This window comes from Vibrio vulnificus CMCP6, from assembly GCF_000039765.1.
In the GTDB taxonomy this organism is placed as follows: domain Bacteria; phylum Pseudomonadota; class Gammaproteobacteria; order Enterobacterales; family Vibrionaceae; genus Vibrio; species Vibrio vulnificus_B.
In genome coordinates this window covers 2,178,087-2,196,580 of sequence record NC_004459.3, presented here as the reverse complement: position 1 = coordinate 2,196,580, position 18,494 = coordinate 2,178,087, and the positions used below count along the sequence as shown (strand labels likewise).

At 43.9% G+C, this 18,494-nt stretch carries 12 protein-coding genes, 1 tRNA gene and 1 pseudogene; 4 read left to right on the top strand and 10 right to left on the bottom strand.

All coding sequences use genetic code 11. The annotated features are described in order from the left end of the window. The first annotated feature begins 35 nt into the window (after window positions 1–35). Window positions 36–617 carry a class I SAM-dependent methyltransferase gene (locus tag VV1_RS10315; RefSeq protein ID WP_175546401.1) on the top strand — a complete coding sequence of 194 codons (582 nt, stop codon included), beginning with the start codon at window positions 36–38 and terminating at the stop codon, window positions 615–617. Between the two features lie 14 nt (window positions 618–631). Beyond that, entirely contained in the window at window positions 632–3,538 is a 2,907-nt protein-coding gene (locus VV1_RS10310; RefSeq protein WP_011080064.1) for a DEAD/DEAH box helicase family protein, read from the top strand. A 228-nt stretch (window positions 3,539–3,766) separates the two neighbouring features. On the opposite strand, the gene VV1_RS10305 is transcribed toward VV1_RS10310, so the two are convergent. The 4 genes from VV1_RS10305 to VV1_RS10290 are packed head-to-tail and all read right to left on the bottom strand — an operon-like array spanning window position 3,767 to window position 10,253. Further along, window positions 3,767–4,660 carry a DUF7281 domain-containing protein gene (locus VV1_RS10305; RefSeq protein ID WP_011080063.1) on the bottom strand — a complete coding sequence of 298 codons (894 nt, stop codon included), beginning with the start codon at window positions 4,658–4,660 and terminating at the stop codon, window positions 3,767–3,769. Then, the gene (locus tag VV1_RS10300) at window positions 4,657–5,913 is read right to left on the bottom strand and encodes a hypothetical protein (protein ID WP_250698499.1); all 1,257 of its coding nucleotides are present in this window, start codon (window positions 5,911–5,913) and stop codon (window positions 4,657–4,659) included. The genes VV1_RS10305 and VV1_RS10300 overlap by 4 nt, the downstream gene beginning before the upstream one ends. 42 nt (window positions 5,914–5,955) lie before the next feature. Then, complete coding sequence (locus VV1_RS10295) at window positions 5,956–6,594, bottom strand: hypothetical protein (RefSeq protein ID WP_011080061.1); 639 nt, start codon at window positions 6,592–6,594, stop codon at window positions 5,956–5,958. After that, window positions 6,591–10,253, bottom strand: a complete 3,663-nt coding sequence (locus tag VV1_RS10290; protein ID WP_011080060.1) for an ATP-binding protein — start codon at window positions 10,251–10,253, stop codon at window positions 6,591–6,593. The genes VV1_RS10295 and VV1_RS10290 overlap by 4 nt, the downstream gene beginning before the upstream one ends. Before the next feature lie 218 nt (window positions 10,254–10,471). On the opposite strand from VV1_RS10290, the gene VV1_RS10285 reads away from it, so the two are divergent. Beyond that, window positions 10,472–11,317: a BrxR family helix-turn-helix transcriptional regulator gene (locus tag VV1_RS10285; protein ID WP_043920964.1), complete on the top strand. Its 846-nt coding sequence runs from the start codon at window positions 10,472–10,474 to the stop codon at window positions 11,315–11,317. A 151-nt stretch (window positions 11,318–11,468) separates the two neighbouring features. On the opposite strand, the pseudogene dptF reads toward VV1_RS10285, so the two are convergent. The 4 genes and pseudogenes from dptF to VV1_RS10265 form a co-directional block, all read right to left on the bottom strand. Further along, a pseudogene (gene dptF, locus VV1_RS10280) lies at window positions 11,469–12,073 on the bottom strand (DNA phosphorothioation-dependent restriction protein DptF); the annotation flags it as partial. Window positions 12,074–12,537: 464 nt separating this feature from the next. Further along, a tRNA-Ser gene (locus VV1_RS10275) sits at window positions 12,538–12,625 on the bottom strand. A gap of 144 nt (window positions 12,626–12,769) precedes the next feature. Next, window positions 12,770–13,219, bottom strand: a complete 450-nt coding sequence (locus tag VV1_RS10270) for an L-alanine exporter AlaE (RefSeq protein ID WP_011080057.1) — start codon at window positions 13,217–13,219, stop codon at window positions 12,770–12,772. A gap of 246 nt (window positions 13,220–13,465) precedes the next feature. Beyond that, complete coding sequence (locus VV1_RS10265) at window positions 13,466–15,883, bottom strand: hybrid sensor histidine kinase/response regulator (protein WP_011080056.1); 2,418 nt, start codon at window positions 15,881–15,883, stop codon at window positions 13,466–13,468. A 227-nt stretch (window positions 15,884–16,110) separates the two neighbouring features. Here VV1_RS10265 and VV1_RS10260 point away from each other — a divergent pair, with 227 nt between their 5' ends. Beyond that, the gene (locus VV1_RS10260; RefSeq protein WP_011080055.1) at window positions 16,111–16,680 is read left to right on the top strand and encodes a UPF0149 family protein; all 570 of its coding nucleotides are present in this window, start codon (window positions 16,111–16,113) and stop codon (window positions 16,678–16,680) included. Window positions 16,681–16,765: 85 nt separating this feature from the next. Here the strand turns inward: VV1_RS10260 and VV1_RS10255 are convergent, their stop codons facing one another. Then, window positions 16,766–17,929, bottom strand: a complete 1,164-nt coding sequence (locus tag VV1_RS10255; RefSeq protein ID WP_011080054.1) for a glutathionylspermidine synthase family protein — start codon at window positions 17,927–17,929, stop codon at window positions 16,766–16,768. A gap of 1 nt (window position 17,930) precedes the next feature. Continuing rightward, a complete protein-coding gene (locus tag VV1_RS10250; RefSeq protein ID WP_011080053.1) occupies window positions 17,931–18,488 on the bottom strand; it encodes a DUF1190 domain-containing protein in 558 nt (185 codons plus the stop codon). Between the last annotated feature and the right edge of the window lie 6 nt (window positions 18,489–18,494).

Genomic DNA, 18,494 nt, shown 5'->3' with positions numbered 1-18,494 from the left:
TCTCTTTCAATGCACCGGCCGTCCGCTCCATGAACATCACCGACCAATATTACACCAAGAATGCTCAATCTTTCTTCGAGTCGACCGTAAGCGTCGATGTTCAGAAACTGTATGACCAGTTTCTGCCGCACCTCAATCCAAACGGTGCCATTCTCGATGCGGGGTGTGGCTCTGGCCGTGATGCCAAACATTTCAAAGCGCTAGGCTTTAAAGTGACGGCGTTCGATGCCAATCAAGCCTTGGTTGAACTGGCTTCTCGCCATTTAGAACAACACGTCACCCATGCCAAGTTTGACACCTTCCGTGCCGAGCCCAACAGCTTTGATGGCATTTGGGCTTGTGCCTCTTTGCTGCATGTACCAAACGAAGAGTTAGCAGCAACCTTTTTCACACTAAGCCAATTGTTAAAACCGCAGGGTCTCTTTTACTGCTCATTCAAATATGGTCAAGCGGCTCAAGTACGTCACGGACGTTTTTTTACCGATATGGATGAGCATAAGCTACACACAACACTCGCGACATCACCTTTAACGATCAAGCAAACTTGGGTAACGTCAGACGTAAGACCGGGTCGAGAATCGGAACAATGGCTCAACGCCATCCTTATTAGACGATAGTTAGGAAAGAGTCGATGCCAAATCAGTCGCTTACTATCAAAGACAGCTTATTAACCACTGGTGGTGAAGACCCTCTGCTGCCGCAGCTGATCCACGCGATCAACCATGCTACCGAGATAGAGATTGCAGTGTCCTTTATTCAACCCTCTGGTCTAGACTTGCTTCTACCAAGCATTCACGAGGCGATTGAACGTAAAAAGTCACGCCAACAGGCCTTAAAGCTGCGCATCCTAACGTCAGATTACCTGCACATCACTCATCCTATTGCGTTGCGTTCTCTGATCGAACTAGAAGGAGATGAGATAGAAATTAAGATTTTTGAAACCAATAACCGCAGTTTTCACCTCAAATCGTACATATTTGTTCGCAGCGATGAAGCTCGTTCCATTTACCAAGGAGCTGCTTTTGTTGGCTCTAACAACATCAGTAAAACCGCACTCACCGATGCCCATGAATGGTGCCTACGTTTAGATTACCAGCAACCAGACAACTCCCTTCAAGCGGCGCAGTTTCACAATATCCGAACCCAGTTTGACAAACTGTTTCATCATCCATCTGCCATATTGCTGACGGATGAATGGATTGACAGCTACATCAAAAGAAGAACACCACCCAAGCTTTCAGCAGTCGGTGATACGACGCTATTGGATAACGAAGAATATTCACCCAACTCGGCACAGTTAGACGCATTGCAGCGACTCAGCGAGACTCGTCAAAAAGGAAATGTGCGTGGATTGGTTGTGATGGGCACTGGCATGGGGAAAACTTGGTTATCTGCGTTTGATGCCAAACAACTGGAAGCAAAGCGAGTTCTGTTCGTTGCTCACCGCGAAGAAATTCTGACTCAAGCACTGATGACTTTCGCGAAACTTTGGCCGCAAAAATCCGCAGGCTACTATCACGGTAAGAGCAAAGAAAGAAACAAAGAGATGCTGTTTGCCTCAGTGCAAACTTTGGGTAAAGCAGCACACCTCAAACACTTTGCTTCCGACCATTTTGATTACATCGTGGTAGATGAGTTTCATCATGCCAGCACCAAAACCTATCTCAATATTCTCAGTTACTTCGAGCCTAAATTTTTACTTGGGCTAACAGCAACTCCAGAACGGACAGACCAAGCGAACATCCTCTCGCTTTGCCACGACAACTTAGTGTTTGAACGTAACTTAGTGCATGGTATCAATGATGAAATTCTTGTGCCTTTTCACTACTACGGCATCTGGGATGACTCGGTCGATTATCAAGAGATCCCATGGCGAAATGGTAAATTTGACCCCACCGCCCTTGACGCCCAGTTTGCAACCACACGACGTGCCAAACATATTTTTAAACATTGGCAAAACAGGCAACAAACTCGCACCTTGGCGTTTTGTGTATCCAAAAAGCACGCTGATTTTATGGCGCAGCACTTCAATCAAACTTTTGCAGATAAAGGCTTGAGGGCGCTTTCTGTACACAGTGATTCCTCCATTCGTCGTAATGAAGCGTTAAGCATGCTGGATAAAGGAGAAATTCAAATTCTCTTCTCGGTTGATCTGTTCAACGAAGGGACTGATTTACCCTCAATCGATACCGTGCTAATGCTGCGCCCGACTGAATCCAACATCGTTTTCATTCAACAATTGGGCCGAGGACTTCGTCGTCACACGGACAAATCACACTTGGTGGTATTGGATTTCATTGGGAACCATCGCTCGTTTTTGAACAAGAAAGAAATTTTAGGGATCAGCACATCAAGCTCACTCGAACAGTTGAGTGATAAGTCACAAACACGGCCCGAATTAGGCAAAGGTTGCTTTACCAACATCGATCCGAAAATCATCGATTTTTGGCAAACGCTGACAAAGCAGCTTCGCTATTCTGCTCAAGAAGAATTTGAACATTTGACCAACCATTTGGGCCATCGACCTCGTGCAGTCGAGTATTACCGAGCAGGTTACGACCTGGCCAAAGTGAACAAGCAGCACGGTAGTTGGCTAGAGCTGGTCGCAAGTATGGACAAGGATCCGGAGTTAGATTACCTCGTTCGCGAACATCGTGACTTCTTTGCCAATGCCATCCAAAAAGCAAGCATGACCAAGAGTTTTAAAGCGATATTGCTTGAAGCCTACCTCGAGCTGGATGGGTTCAGAGATGCCCCGAGTATCGAAGTGCTCGCGAGTAAAAGTTGGCATGTGCTGTCTCGTTATCCCAAGCTAAAGGCATCCGACCTGTCAGAGATCAACCAACGCTTAACCGCAGACTCTCAGGCATGGTTGAAATATTGGCTTAGTAACCCTATCAACGCATTTGTAGGTGGAAACAAAACCAAGAGTCGAGTTTGGTTTAAGCTTGCCGACGGAAAGCTCAAAGCTGACTTTGATGTCGCCCCACTCCAGCAGCAAGCATTCCATGACTTTGTCAAAGAGCTCGTGGACCTACAACTTGCTCAGTATTCAGACAGGCAACCTAAACAGACTCATCAAACAGTGGCACAACCGACCACTCCAGCAGAGGCAGCCAATGAAGGAACCTTGTTGCCCTACTACCCAAACCTTAAGATCGCTTGTGGTCATTTTAAGACTGGATCTCACGAAGAGGTTGAACACATCCCCGTTGATATGGCTAACCTCAATCCTCAAAAACATTTCTTGGCCAGCGCCTCTGGCAATTCGATGAACGGTGGCAAGACACCCATTTTAGATGGCGATTTGCTGTTACTCGAGTTTGTGACGCCAATATCCGCTGGCTCCATCACAGGCAACACCATGGCTATCGAAATCCAAGATAGCTCGGGCGAGAATCAGTACCTACTACGTGTCGTGCAGAAGGATGCACAAGGGCGCTACTGGCTAAAAGCGAACAACCCAGATTACGAGCTAATGCCTGCCAATGACTCGATGAAGACATTTGCGAGGCTGAAAAAGGTTATTACGCAGTAACATCATTCATTATCGTATGCATCAGAAAAACAGCGTGGGTATTACTTGAAACAGTGGATTTGGTTGGACAAATTCGGAGGGATTACCAAAGTAACTTATTGATTTTTAGTAATCTTATATAAAAAAGACATCCTAGGATGTCTTTCTTCAAGAATGTGGGGAGAGAGACTCGCATGCATCAGACAAGCCTAATCTGACGCAAACATCATTTAAATCTAAACTCCAGTGTCACGGCTTTAGGCATTCCTCGATTTGGCCTCCAGACTCTCCACATAACTGAAATTGATGCAGTTTCAGGACTATTCTGTTTGCCACAATTGATTCTTGGGTGATCCCTTTCTCCAACTTAGACATTATGAACTCTAACTCAGGAGGGATAAGCTTTGAGACTCGATTCCAGTTTTGGTATTGATCCGTAAATAACTCTGAGCGCCCAAGTTCTTTAAGAGTATCTATTGATAAATGTGGAAGCAGCATATAAACCGCTCCCGATGATAAAGCTAAAGCAATACCTTGAGGATCGGTGTCAAACCAAGCTATAAGCTCTATGTCTGGAAAAGCCAATGCAATTTCTTTTGATATTACTCCAGTGTCCTTATCTCCCCGGTAAACGATAAGTGGGTTAGGCCCCAAGTCGGCTGGTACCAGTCTAAACTTAGAAAACGCCTCATAGTTTTCAACAATCACAACTTGGCTGTGCTCAATGCTCTTCAAATGACTTAGAGCTATTTCAATGTTCATGCCTTTTTCTAAGTCATATGATTTGCCATTTATGTTCGTGGACAAAATCCCATAAATTTTAATGATCTTGTCTTTGACAGGCCTTAAGCTTAGCTTCTCGTTTGGAAAGAACTGAGCCATCTCCGTTCGAGAGTTCGGGATAGGGTCAGTTAAAAGATCAAAGCCTGATTGTTCTTTAATCACCTTCCTAATTTGACGCATATCTCTAGGCGTCAGTTGCAAATTTTCACCTCTGGCGATCCCAACGCTAAAATCACGGTGAAAAGTATCAAACACGCCACTTAGCGCTACATTGGCACCTTTATTAACCTTTGCTGGAGAGAAAAGTTGTTTTAGCCGATTTAAATCACTACCAGTTAGATCATCAATAATTCTACTCACAGTTTCCTCGCTATAGACACATCTTCTAAGTGAAGGTTTCCGTAACCTATATTGCTACCTTTTGCTAAATAGGTATAAGACCCGATAGGCTCAACGGTAAAGCCTTTGCTATCTTCGGGAAGCATTGAACTATGGAAATTAAGCACGCTAAATAGCCACACGTCTTTAGCACAAGTGAGCGGGTCAAGATCTTCCGGCAAATCATTATTGATTTTCTCGTAATATTCCAAAGCGGAAATACTGGTTTTTCCCTTGCCAATAAAGGCTTCAGCAAAAAAGCTATCGCAATGAGAATCAATGTCCGCTTCAATCAACTCTTGTATTTCAACATCAAGTGTCAATTTTCGGCGCTCAGCTTCTTCAACAACAGGAAGATCTTCTTGTTCGGAAGGCTGTGTCGTAATTTTTTCAACAATATCGGCCAATTCCGGCTCTTGGTCCAAATCATCAGGATTTGGGTGATGCGCAAATTGTATAGGCTCTGAAAGCCAAAACATCGGTATACCATCGTGCTTTGCTACCTCATCAGGCAAAATCAAATCGTCACTTGGGGTCCAGTGTGGCTCTTGATCAATAAACCGATCAAAGGCATTGATCAGATCCTTATCTCGCTCGCGGTTACGATATTTCAGCATCAAAGCTCGAAGTTGAATTAGGATAGACCCGAGCTCTTGTTGGCAACTACGAATCGCACTGTGCATTTCAGCACAAAACAAGGTGTTGAGCTCTGAGTTATCTCCAGCCATTTCACTCAACAACTTAAAAGAGAAAGCTTTCATGCCAGTAACAAGCTTTTCAGCTTGCTCTATAGCAACTTGGTTCTCTTTTTGTTTCTGAGTGAGCGTATGGCCATAACCAAAGTCATAACTGATACGATTTCTTAAACGACGACAAGACTCTTGCAAGTCCATTGTGATTTCATAAACGACACCTTCAAGGCTATTAAACCTATCCGCCTCTTGTTCTCTTTTGCCATTTAATTTAGCTTCCAGGTATTCTTGCGTTAAGCTCTGAATTTCTGGAATGCGCTCAGCATGTTGTGTCCCAAGAAATGAACTCGCTTCCGTTTCAAGGAAATAGTTCATCAGCGCTTCCATCTTAGGGTGCACACGGTAGCCGCGGCTTGTCACGATAACGACACGGGCTTCTTTTAATTTACGTAGGTCATTAGCGTTTTCATGAGTTTCACGTATCGTGCCATTTTCAAAAACATGCGTTAATGTGTCCTTTGCTTGGCTGATTAAACGAAGCATGTGGTTAACACCACCCATGTTTCCCATTGTTTTGAGGGCTCATCAAAAGTCGAACTCCCCTTGACTCTCGTTTGCTTTGTTAACTGTCTCAACGATCTTTTCATGCGTATCGATAAAATCGAGCACCTCGTAAACAAAGTCTAATTTTCCCGTCATCACATAGAGTTGGCGCTCTTTGTTTACTAAATGAGCCACGCCTTCCTTAACCAGAAATTCGACAACCACATTGAGTTTATCCGCTGCACTGTCACGCACTTTTTTCCGACTCACTTTTGGGAGTCGGTAAATACTATCGAGTTTCTCCATCAAGCTAGGAGACGATTGGATTTGCGCACTCAGCACAGGCACATTTAACTCATCACCACCAACCATCACCGCTTCAACTTGAGCAGCCTCACTGACTGTCGACACGAATTTAACTACAGGTCGAATGATACCGTGTACATTACTCATCAACGTAGTCACCTGACGACGATTGTGATCGTCGATACTTTTATAGGTGACATAATAGGCGCTGGTTCTGCTCGTACATTGGAGCTCGCGGCCCATAAGAGTCAACGCTTGATTGATTTCTCGGTGTGTTCGGTCCTCTTTAAGTGTCTTGTAAGCTTCACGATCAGTGGCTGGGCAGATAAAACGGCCACTAAGTAGAGATTCTAGAACTAGTGATACTGGCTTCATGCTTCTACTCCTGTGCTAGTTTCAGCGGCTTTGGCTAACGCGAGTTTGCTAACTTTAGGTTTATTGAAAATGTTCTTGTAAGGCGTTAAGTGGTACAGGTACTTGAATAAATTAGCTGTACGATTATTGCCATCGGGTTGAGCCGCGATAACATTGAAGTTGTGTGCCCCCATCATTTTGAGCAGTTTGGCTTGGTTTTCTGCCGTCAGCTTACCAATCTCATCGGTTGGGTAAGTTATTGATAGTCGACTTGCTCCACGTTGCTGCGTCAGTAGCGCTAAATACAACATGGATTGAATAAGCAAGTTCGTGCCATTACTGGCTAAATCACGCATATCTTTATCTGTTTTGGCCGTTTTACGCTGGTTGTTCTCGATGACTTCAAATTTGATATCAAACAGTTCAGTAGGCTTCTTAACTTTCTCGGCACTAATGTGGTACGTCAGTGTACTTAACGCATTAAAAAACTCTTTGGTTGGTAGCTCAGCAGATCCCGTTTTATCCCACTCTTCGTAAATCTCAGAGAAGTTAATAATATCTTGCCAACCTTGTAGTTTGGAAAGCGAACTCTCAACGTTAATGTCAATAGAACCAACTACAGAGAACGTGTTATTGAGCTTTACTTGTTCAGAGATATTACGACCAAGTTTTTTAATATCACGGTCGAAGCCAAGTAACCGATGCTTGAAGTCAACGAGCATACGCCCCATGTTGACCGCGCTTTCAATTGTTATGCTGGTCACTTGAGGAATAATGTCATTCATGATGATTTCTAGAATATCTATTCGCTTAGAGTCACTAGCAACAATATCCTCTGAAATGGTGTTTCGGCTGCTTTCATTCCAGAAACGATACAGCTCCCCGCCACCAAGGTTGAGAGTTATAGTTTCCATCTGTTGTATATCTTTTTTACGTAGCTTAGTAAGTCTCTCTAACTCTGGGAGTTTGCTCTCTACATCACTCAATAGTGAATTTAAATCGCCGTTATAATCGAGCGCTTCTTGGCTGCCTTCTTCGCCCTCAAACATCACATAGTTACTTAGGCGAGAGATTGCACTGTCAGCTCGCTGTTTGTGGTTTCTCAAGATAGAGAGCTTCTCATCAAACTCTTTTTTGGTTCGATGAACTTTAGCTCTCAACTCTTTCAGTTTAATGTCAAAAGATTTAATCTCTTGATGCACCGTTTCAAGCTCTTTGACCTTAGTATTGCGATCGTCACGTCTCTTAGGATCATCCACTTCATAAACAGCAAGCCATGTCTCGTATTCTTTGATTTTATGAGACTTCTCTTTTAAGTTTTTGATCTCATTATCAAGCAATTCGATTTCTTCTTTGTAGCATTGATAGATTTCGCCACTAATACCTTGATCACTCAACCGCTGTTCATACTCCGTTTTGATGCGCTGTTTGTTCTCGCCTAATGTCAGAGTCCTTTTTTCCAGTAGTTCGTCTATAGCTCCGATCGTGAGATCAAGTGATGATTCAACATTGCTAATTTGAGTAAGCCTGTCGTTGTTTAACTCTAATTTTGCTTCTTCAAAACGTTCACGCGTCACTGAAATTTCCTGTTCAATCAGGGCTATAGCTTTCTCAATCGATTTGATGCTTATATTAATTTTTTCGACTAAGCCCTCTTTTGCACGGGCAATCTCTATTTTCTTGTTTTTAAGGTTAATCTTAGTTTGTGCTAGGTCACCCTCAGCGTTTCGCAGCTCATTGCGTAGTCGTGACAACTCAAGCGCTGACTGCTTAATAGCAGAATCATTTTTCGAAATGTGCTTGTTGAAATCGGCCTCTGCATCTTCAAGCTCACCGATAAGATCCATCAATTGAGCCTGCTCTTCTACATCAGCTTTGTTGGTGACACTACAATCGGCTAGGTTGCTCGTATCGATATATAAATCGTACATTGAACCTGAATCTTCAGTCATAGAAGGCTTGAGTGTCGTGTCCATCAAAAGCTCATCGGTAAGAACACGACCAAGTGGAGAGCTTTGCCATCCCTGTCGATTAGCCTCCAGGAACGAGAACAAGGTTCCTGAATCTGGGTCTAATCGGTTACTGACTACTTTTAACCTAGCTTCGGCATCGCGCATATTTCGACGAGTGGCCTCTAATCTTTCGAGTAACTTTTCACGTTTAGTTTGTAAGTTGACTCCTTCCTTCTCACTCACAGTTGTCTTGTGTTTTAACGTGTCTACTTGTTCTTGTAATCTGTCCTTCTCAGACTCCAACAGCTCTCTCTGCTCAATGAGAAGCTCATCAATATCTGGGTTCTTTAGTCGCTGTTTTTGAGTGGCGAGTTCAGCCTTATGTTCCATAAGAGCCTGAGATTTATCCGCTATAAAACTCGTATGGGTTTGGGTCAGTTCCTTTAACTGTGGCTGATATACATCGTCTATCTTGTCTTTTTTAACCTTGCACTCTTTTTCGGCATCAAGTTTTTGCTCTGTTAGGTCAGACTTTTCTTTGTTGAACTTACTAACAAGGCTTTGTTTGTCTTTCTCATACTTTGCTTTGGCATCATTTACCTTAGTTTCAAGATTGGCGTAACTTTGTCTTTGTTGTGCCACCCTGTCTTCCATTTCTGGCAATTGCTTAAGCTTGACGGACAGCTCTGGATAACCACTGTTTTCGTATGTTATAAGCTTGCTGTGATGTACTTCGATCTCAGAGTTGATACTTGTGATAGAGCGTTGAAGAGCACTCTTTTGAACCTCTTTATCAAGCTTATCTTGATTAATTTCGCCAATCTGCTTGTCACTGTTTTCAAGAAAATCTGAGCGCTTCAGTTCGGTTGTCTTAAGAGATCCATCAAGGCTTTCAGACACGTCACGAATAGTTATTAAGGCACTTGCTAGCTGATTGGTTAGATAAGCAATCTGCTTATTGTTCGCAATAGCGTCAATGAACGCTTCTTTTTTGTTTAGGAACGCAGTTAGGCCGTTGTAATCATCACACCATTGTTCAATTCTGTTTGCATCTACACCAAACTCTAATGTGCTATTCCCTTGTTCGAGGATATCCAGGAAAAGCGCCTTTGTGTCGGCCATATTGAATTCACCTTGAATCAACGCCGCTGTGATTTTTTCAATGTGACGGACATCATGACGACCAGAGCACAAAGAGTAGCTCAGGAACTGATTGCTCAAATTCCCTGCATTAATGTTTTGGATAATTTCGCGATACTCTTTGACGCTAGTAATACGTGATTCGTAATGTAAGCCGTTAGCATTCAGCTCCGCAGCCAGCTTTGTACAGCCGATAGCGTAAGGCTTGTCTTCGCTATCTTGTTTAATGATCATTGACTGCTCAAACTGACCTTTAACGAAAAGGTAAACAACTCCACCTTTAGTACTAAGGTTTCGATAACAAATGACATGAGCAACTTGACCACGAGCAGTAATGTACTCGAAAACAATATAACTATTGTTGTGTGGTAAATACCATTCTGCAAAGGGCTTATTAACATTCGATTTTCTGACGATCTGCGTGCCAGTCGCTCCATAAAAGAACGGAATGAGCCTTAACAGTGATGTTTTGCCTTCTCCGTTACCGCCAGTGATCTGAGTGGGAGCATCAAAAGAATACTCAGAAAACATCTTGTTTTTCTGATAAGAATTTATAGCAATAACTTTGGTCAATCCGGCATACATCATCGTATTTGTCTCGAGTTTTGTTGTTTTTCTTAATTGAAAATCAACCAGTTTGAATTTGTGGCCACTAAATCAGGTTACAGCTTTCAATACCATCGACTCTCACACAGTAAAGATTCCTGACTTTTAGTGCTCCTCCCAATATCCACAATAAATATATGTACTTTATTGCTACATGTATATACTGTATACATCAACATGTAACATTTATGAGCACGAACATGAGTCAAGCAGATATCAAATGGGACCAACAAGTACGATTTCGACTAATTGAGATCATTGCTCTTTGGGAGGGTCGACTCACGACAAATCATCTATGTGATGCTTTTCACATAGGAAGACAACAAGCTTCTAGGGATATCAACAAGTACATTAGCTTAACTAACCAAGGTCAATTGATACTCGATAGGACAATTAAAGGCTACAGGCCAGCAGACAACTTTAAGCCTTTGTTTACTCAAGGGACTGCTCATGAGTACTTGCTGATGCTCCATCAACAATATAACCAAGAAGAAACCTTTGAGTTCTTTAACTGGGGGGAAGCTCAATCGACTATATTGAACGTCCCTGAAAGGACTATATCACCGAACATCGTTCGAGGATTAATTGCGGCAGCAAGGGCTAATCTTCGCGTAGACATTGACTATGTGTCACTCTCTACCCCTGAAGTTCGAGGTAGAATTATTGCGCCTCACAGCTTAGTCTATGATGGAATAAGGTGGCATGTAAGAGCATATTGTGAAGAAAAACATGAGTTTCGAGATTTTGTATTAAGTCGCTTTAGAAACGAACCTGACTTAATGGATAAGTCATCAAAGACACGAGAGCACGATGACAGTTGGAACCATCAAGTTAAGTTAACGATTACACCTAATCCTTACTTATCTGAGCAACAGCGAGTGGTTGTTGCAGACGACTACGCTATGGAAGATAGTAAGTTGGAAATAACAACCCGAAGAGCTTTAGTTCATTACTTCCTTCGCCGTATGGGATCGACGCAAGATGAAAAATTACTTAGAGCGCAACCAGAAGCTCATCAATTGACAGCATACTTTGATTACACTTAAGTACAGTGAGTTGCGGCTAGTGATGCTGCAACTCATCTTTAGCTTCACGTTACTTGATCAATAAGAGCAACAAGGCCCAAAAATCCCTCCAGTATTTTTTCAAAAACCACAAAATCAACATGCTTTAGGACAATACGATTGAACGCACTTAAAGCACATAAAACGGGTTATCAAGCGTCTGAGCTGTCAGTTTTTTAGAAACTGCTCCGCAAAATCAGATGCACTACCCTCGTTACTAAATGTAAACTTCGGATAGTCTTCAAAATCCAAAAACACATACTGCTCTGGAATTTCAGAGCGATTGCGAGCGAGAAAACTCCGAGCTGCATTCTTAACATCGATATGCTCTCCAGCCCCTTCTTCCGTGTAGTTGCCGAGCATACCCACGTTGATGCCAACCACGAGAGGTTTATTGCTTTGTTTGAACTCGGAAAATCGATGATCGAGAGTATGAATAGCCGTCTGGCTTGGGTTGAAGCTGTGAGTCGCATCCAAGTGGAAATCATGAGTCGCTTTGTGCTTCTGGCTATACTGCGTCAAAATCTCAGATTTACCATCGCCACTACTTCCACATAGGAAGATGATTTGATTGGGCTTGGCAGATAGGAGTGCCTTTTTGAAATCCGTTTCTATATCTGTCTGGATGTAGATGTAGCGCTTGTAATCAGCCAGATGATCTTGATTTTGCTCTCTCTCAGTGCTCACCGCATAAGGTGAAGATTTTGAAAGAATGCTAAGGGCTTTCGCTAAGTTCAACAGTTATGTCTCATATGGATGTTCATAGAGTTACATAATACTCAATATTCTCCGTGTTTTAATCGAACTTTCGTGATTTATGTCCACATGTTGGAGTAAATTTGCTGTTGATCAAGTTTCTATAACCTTGATCTGGCGAAGATTTATCCGTGCTCATGGCTAGGACGAAAAATGATAAAGGCAGCGCTCTCAGAATAGCCTGATAGCAAGATCGGCCTGCAATAGAGTGTGGGATATTTATCGATCACATCAAAGCCTTTCTAAACTGCTAGAAAACGGTTGTTCCCAAACGGATTTGATGAGTGGTTAAGGCACCTAAACGTGACGTGAGTATTTTCTTAAACTTAGTTCGTCGTTGATAACTTGTATCGAACTTCATTGGACTTTCAATGAATTAAAGTCATTGATTTAACAAATTTACAGGCATAAAAAAAGACGTCCTAGGACGTCTTTCTTCAAGAATGTGGCGGTGAGTGAGAGATTCGAACTCTCGGTACGTTGCCGTACACACACTTTCCAGGCGTGCTCCTTCAGCCACTCGGACAACTCACCGAATCAAATTTTGTGTGGCAACTCGTGCCAACGAGGCGCTAATTTAATGATTATCTTGGGATTGGTCAAGCCCAGTTTTAAAAAAAAGCGCCATGAGGAGTTTAGTTGGCTAGTAATTGGCTAAATCGAGCAATCTACCAGCAATTATGCTTGCTGATAGTAGCCAGGAACCTTAAACCAACGGCGACACATATCTAGGAAGTAGCCGTACAGAACGCCCATACCGCAAGAGATAATCGCATTGCTGGTCACTGCCGTGATGATCTGCTCTGTCGATGCGCCTACCGCAAGCAAAATACCGGCGTAGACTGGTGATTGAAAAAGCACATACGCCACTAAATCGGATACGTTTTTCATCAGTCCACTGGTCGATACACGCGCACCTTGGCGAAGAACCCAATCACGAAACACACCATAAGGCCACGCGATCGCGATGTTAACCGGAATAGATAACGTTCTTGATGCCAGAGATTGCTGGAAAGTCATTCCAGAAATCAGAATCTCGATAATCATCCCTGAGATAAAGCAAAAAACCACCATAGCAAAAGTATCAGCTGCCGCATGACGGATACAAAATGGCGCACGAGATTTCATTTTCTTCCTCTATAAAATTAAAAACTGCAAAATTAGCAAAATAACGACATCATGAACCAACAAACAAACTCACATGCAGTTCATCGCGCTATTAGAGCAGTATAATTTGTAGTTTTTGGCACCATTTTTAATTGAAAGATGTAAATTAATAACCAATTTAAACGCAAGATGTAGTTTAATTCGCCAGAAATGAATAAAGCCGCTTTTTCAGCGGCTTTATTTCGTAATTAAACTACATTAAATAACTCAATCCGCCAACAACACGGTCAGCAGGTTGATTTCTTCTTGATCTGGTTGTTTATTCTCGCTCAGTTGCTGTTCAATTCTGGCGAGTGATTGTGCCAATGCAGGCTCGATCGCGTCTTTGTGCTGGCCGCGAATTTGGCTGATCGCGTTGTGCGCTTGAGTAAGTTCCCCGTTTTCTATCGCGATATAGAAACCGACGAGAAGTGATTCTATCGATTGCTCTTCAACTTGTGCTTGCACATCTTCTGCTCGAAACTGGTACAAAAGTTTCGCGTGTTGGAATAAAGCATCATCCAGTTCGGCTTCTACTATTGGCTTGGCGATAATATGATCCGCCCCTACCCCTAACATGCGCTCTCGGGTTTCTTTAAACACGTCGGCGGTACAGCCAAAAATCAAGGTATGTCGACAAGGTGAGTCCATGGCACGAATCGCGGTAATCGCTTCAATACCATCCATAACGGGCATATGGTTGTCCATCAGTATCAGATCAAACGGGTGCTGTGTTACGCACGCTATCGCCTGCTCTCCATTCTCCACACGTTCACAGCTGAAGCCTTTATTCCTTAAGAAGGTTTCGATGATGATGGCGTTGGTCCGGTTATCTTCAACAATCAGTGCTCGTAACCCCTGATAGTTGAGCTTGTATCTTGGCTCAGGGCTCTCCGTTTCTGGTGAGGTGCATTCCAAAGCCAGCTCAACCGTAAAACAGGTTCCTAATCCTACTTGGCTAGACACAGCAACACTGCCGCCCATCTGTTCAGCAATTTGTTTGACGATGGCGAGGCCAAGCCCTGTACCACCAAAACGGCGAGTGGTTGACGATTCAGCCTGCTCAAAAGGTCGGAAGATGCGTTTTTGCGCCGACTCAGGGATCCCGATGCCGGTGTCTTTTACTTTGATTGATAGATAGTTGGCTTGCTCCCTTGTGTGCTCTTCAAAATACACTTCCACCAAGCCTCTTGCGGTAAACTTCACGGCGTTATTGAGCAGATTGAATAACACTTGGCGCAGGCGTGCTTTGTCTGCGCAATACCAGCGGCCCGTTGGTACCGTTGTGTACACTTTAAACTGCAGGCCTTTCTCGGCACATAAGGTGTAGTAAACGCTGTTAACACTGCCAATGATGGAGTCAAATGGGAAAGGATTGTTATCAAACTCCATATGCCCCTGCTCTATTTTCGAGTAATCGAGAATTTCGTTGAGCAACGTCATCATGTGATCACCGGAATCATAGAGGGTTTTGAGATGCTTACGTTGTTCTTCGTTTAATGGCGTTTTTAGTAAGATCTGTGCCGTACCAAGCACACCGTTCATCGGGGTACGAATTTCATGGGAGAGCGTGGCCAAAAAGGCCGTTTTAGCGTTGGTTGAGGCTTGGGCTTTGACTTTCTCGGCTTCCAAATAGACGGTTTTCTCATTGATGGTTTCGATTAGGTGTTTGATTTCGTCTTCACTGTCATAGTGAATGTCGATAATACCGCCCGTTTTAGACACATCCACTTTCTTCGCAATCGAGATGATGGGCTTAATCACGTATCGATTCAGTGTGTAATAGCCCACCAAAACACAAATCAGAAGGAAAGGAAGAATACCTGCTTCTACCCTCATCACTTGGCCAAACACTTCATCAGACACGGTCAATTGCGAGTTGATAACGCGGACACGCCAACCAATATCGGCCACTTCAATTTCACTGATATAGCGATCGCGTGTGAGATGAAAAGCATGCTCAAGCAACAACTTACCACCAGGGTCAGAAATTGACACACCAAGTTGATATTTCTCAGTATGACCTTTAACGAAATCGAAAAGCGTTTCTAGTGAGATATCAACGGTTGCCACACCTGCAAACTCACCATCAATAAAATAAGGCTGAGAGGCAGTGATCATCTGAACTTGCGTGTAAGGGTCGGTGTATACGTTTGACCAAGCGACGCTGTTTTCTGGCAAATTGACGACCGATAAATACCAACTTTCCGTGTGATAGCCGCTAGATTCAGGATTGTTGTAAGAGTGGATCTGCTCGATGCGACCATCCTCTCCTTTATTGAAAAACAGACTGACATAGCGCAGTGAGCCGTCAATTTGCTGCGGCTCCGGCCATACGCCACCACTGGCGATGACTTGATCGCTACTGGCAATAATTCTTCCGAGGATTTGTGGTTGGTTCGTGCCCTTTTGCTGGCTTTGGGCCACGCCGACCAGGCTGTTAAGCACGCCCACGGCGCGATTAAACGGAGATTTGATTTGTGAGGCAAGCAACTCTGTCCTGAGATCGAGATTTCTCTCGATATTGCTGCGCACCGGCGGTTCCACCACCAAATAAGCAACACTGCCTATTGTGGCGATGAAAAAGCACAAATAGAGACTCAGTGCATAGATGCTTTTTTTCCGAAGTGACGAGCGTATTCTCATAATTTATCAATACTTTCCCTGTTGTCTCGCTTAAGTGTATACCCAATTTTCAGCAAAATGCATACTGTTATTCCTTAGCGCTAACTGGATCAAGAAAGTGCCATTATCGTGATCGCTCTCGTGAGGATTTTCTCGCTTGGCCTTTTGTCTCTACATTTTGCTTGGTCAGGTTTTGCTTGGTAAGATGGCGCATCACGCGCATTTATTAGATCAGACGGTATTCTATTTTGAATTTACACAACATAATCGCTCTCCCTGAACTTGAAGGCAAACTGCTCAATCACGCAAAAACTCAAGGTTTCGTGACCTCAATGGCCGCTGCGCCAAACATTCTTCCTCCAAACGAATGGCTTCCGTTCCTTTGGGGTGGTGAAGAAACGGCTCCTTTCCTCGATGGTGAACAACTCGAAAGCTATATTGATGCCATCGTGAATCTTTGGAATCAAGCTCGCCCAGCGTTGATTGAGGGCACTTGGCAATGGCCAGAAGAGTGCGCGCTAGACGAAGCAGAGATTGTTAACGAAGCAACGCGCGATTTCTGCGAAGGCCTGTTGCAAGGCTGGCAATTAGCCCGTGATGATTGGGAAACGCTGATGCCGGAACACAGCGAAGAAAACGCCTTGCTCGGCGGTGTGCTGCTGTCTCTGACCATGCTGTACGATCCAGAGACCACCATCGCAACATTAAGCGAGCAAGGTTTTGACGGGTTGGATCAATTTGCTGAGATCTTCAATGCCATGCCAATGATGCTGTGTGGACTGACTCAGCGTGGCGTGATGCTGGCAGACGAACAGTAACGCCATCAATACCCTATAAAACAAAGACCCCAGTCAATAAGCTGGGGTCTTTGTTTTCGGCTGAAAAATTACGCCTTTCCAATGCTCATAAGATCACATGTGGCAAGTAACGAGCAAGATCTTGAGTAATGATGCTGGAATCCTCACGAATGGAAATACCAGCAGCTTTATCATTCACCAACCAACTGCCGATCAATGTGTGGCTATTGCCAAATTTCGGAAGCGGGCAATACTGTTGAACGATGAAACGTCCTTCACCATACGGCCCTTCTGTCTTGTGATGGGTTTTACCATTGCGGACAATTTCAATATTCGCGCCTTCACGAGAAAACAATGGCTTGATGACGAAATCTTTCAGCGAGCTTGCTTTTGGATCATCGCTAAAATAGGCAGGCAGCAGGTTGGGATGCCCCTCGAACTCTTGCCATAGCAAAGGCAGTAACGCTTTGTTTGACAATACGGACTTCCACATTGGCTCCAGCCAGTTCACTTTTGCCTCAGAAAGAAAACGGCTGTATTCATCAGAAAACATCTCTTCCCAAGGGTACAGTTTAAACATCCAGCGAATAACGCGGTTTTCAGCGTCTACAAAACAAGATCGGCTGTCGATACCAATGTCTTCAATAAAGACAAACGCCGTTTGCAAACCAGCTTCCTTGGCACAATCTTCAAGGTATTGCACCGTGGCTCGATCTTCTTCTGTCTCTTTACAGCAACTGAAATGCAGTGTTTGCCCCGGCTGAAAGCGGGCAATTTGTCGAAAACGTTCAATCAAAAAATCTTGAAGTATATTGAATTGATCCGCGCGGCGACTCACACAGCCTTGATTCACCACATCCTCTAGCCACAACCATTGCCAAAACGCGGTTTCAAATAGCGATGTCGGGGTGTCAGCGTTGTTCTCATAGAGCTTTGCAGGCCCGTTACCCGCGTAGGCAAAGTCCAATCGAGAATAGAGTGAAGGCTCATTCATCATCCACGAAAGGCGCACTTGCTCCCACATTGGCTGCGGGATGCCAAAACGAGCTAAGAGTTGCTCATTGTGAACCACTTTATCTACGATGGAGAGACACATTTGATGGATCTCTTCTGTCGGGGCTTCGAGATCTTGTTCGATTTGCTGAAGATTAAATTGGTAGTAAGCCGATTCATCCCAATAAGGTTGCCCATACATGGTATGAAAACCAAAGCCATACCGCTTTGCCAATGCGCGCCAGTGAGCGCGCTCTTCTATCTCACGACGAAACAACTTATCCGCCTCGACTAACCGATACAGAATGGCCAAAGCCACCACGTGACATCACTTTACCAATCGTTCCTCCGCTTGATTTGAGTGAACTGGTATTGATGTTCACCGCTTTGCCTAACGTACTGCCATAAGAAACGCCAGAACCGGAATAGTAGCCATGCTTGTAGCGATAAAGAGGCTCAGAAAAGAAGGATTTGCTGCTGTTCTTTAAACCACTGGTGTCGGAAGTGTAGAAAAAACTATTCATGCGTGGGATGTACGAATGATAAACCGAGCTGTAATGGCACTCATCGTCACTAAACTCACTACGACAAGCTTGCGACGAGCTGTATTTAGGCGCGCTATACTCCGCTCTGGCGAGAGCTTCTTGATAAGCAAGATCACACTGTGCACCAAGCTCTGGGTTATTGCGCTTACAATAGTCGGCATCTTTGAAGATGTACCCTTCCGTCTCGGGTTCGTAAACGGTATAGGCAAAGAAGCCGCCGAATAGAACATAAGGGATCGCTGGCATGATCTTCTCAAAGGAAGATTTTTTGACATTCGAGCTGCGTTTCATCTCAGC

Bases quoted from the DNA above. Each gene is read 5' to 3' on its own strand.
- VV1_RS10310 (WP_011080064.1), top strand. From the start codon at position 632: ATGCCAAATCAGTCGCTTACTATCAAAGACAGCTTATTAACCACTGGT.
- VV1_RS10300 (WP_250698499.1), bottom strand. From the start codon at position 5,913: ATGCTTCGTTTAATCAGCCAAGCAAAGGACACATTAACGCATGTTTTT.
- VV1_RS10295 (WP_011080061.1), bottom strand. From the start codon at position 6,594: ATGAAGCCAGTATCACTAGTTCTAGAATCTCTACTTAGTGGCCGTTTT.
- VV1_RS10290 (WP_011080060.1), bottom strand. From the start codon at position 10,253: ATGATGTATGCCGGATTGACCAAAGTTATTGCTATAAATTCTTATCAG.
- VV1_RS10285 (WP_043920964.1), top strand. From the start codon at position 10,472: ATGAGTCAAGCAGATATCAAATGGGACCAACAAGTACGATTTCGACTA.
- VV1_RS10270 (WP_011080057.1), bottom strand. From the start codon at position 13,219: ATGAAATCTCGTGCGCCATTTTGTATCCGTCATGCGGCAGCTGATACT.
- VV1_RS10265 (WP_011080056.1), bottom strand. From the start codon at position 15,883: ATGAGAATACGCTCGTCACTTCGGAAAAAAAGCATCTATGCACTGAGT.
- VV1_RS10250 (WP_011080053.1), bottom strand. From the start codon at position 18,488: ATGAAACGCAGCTCGAATGTCAAAAAATCTTCCTTTGAGAAGATCATG.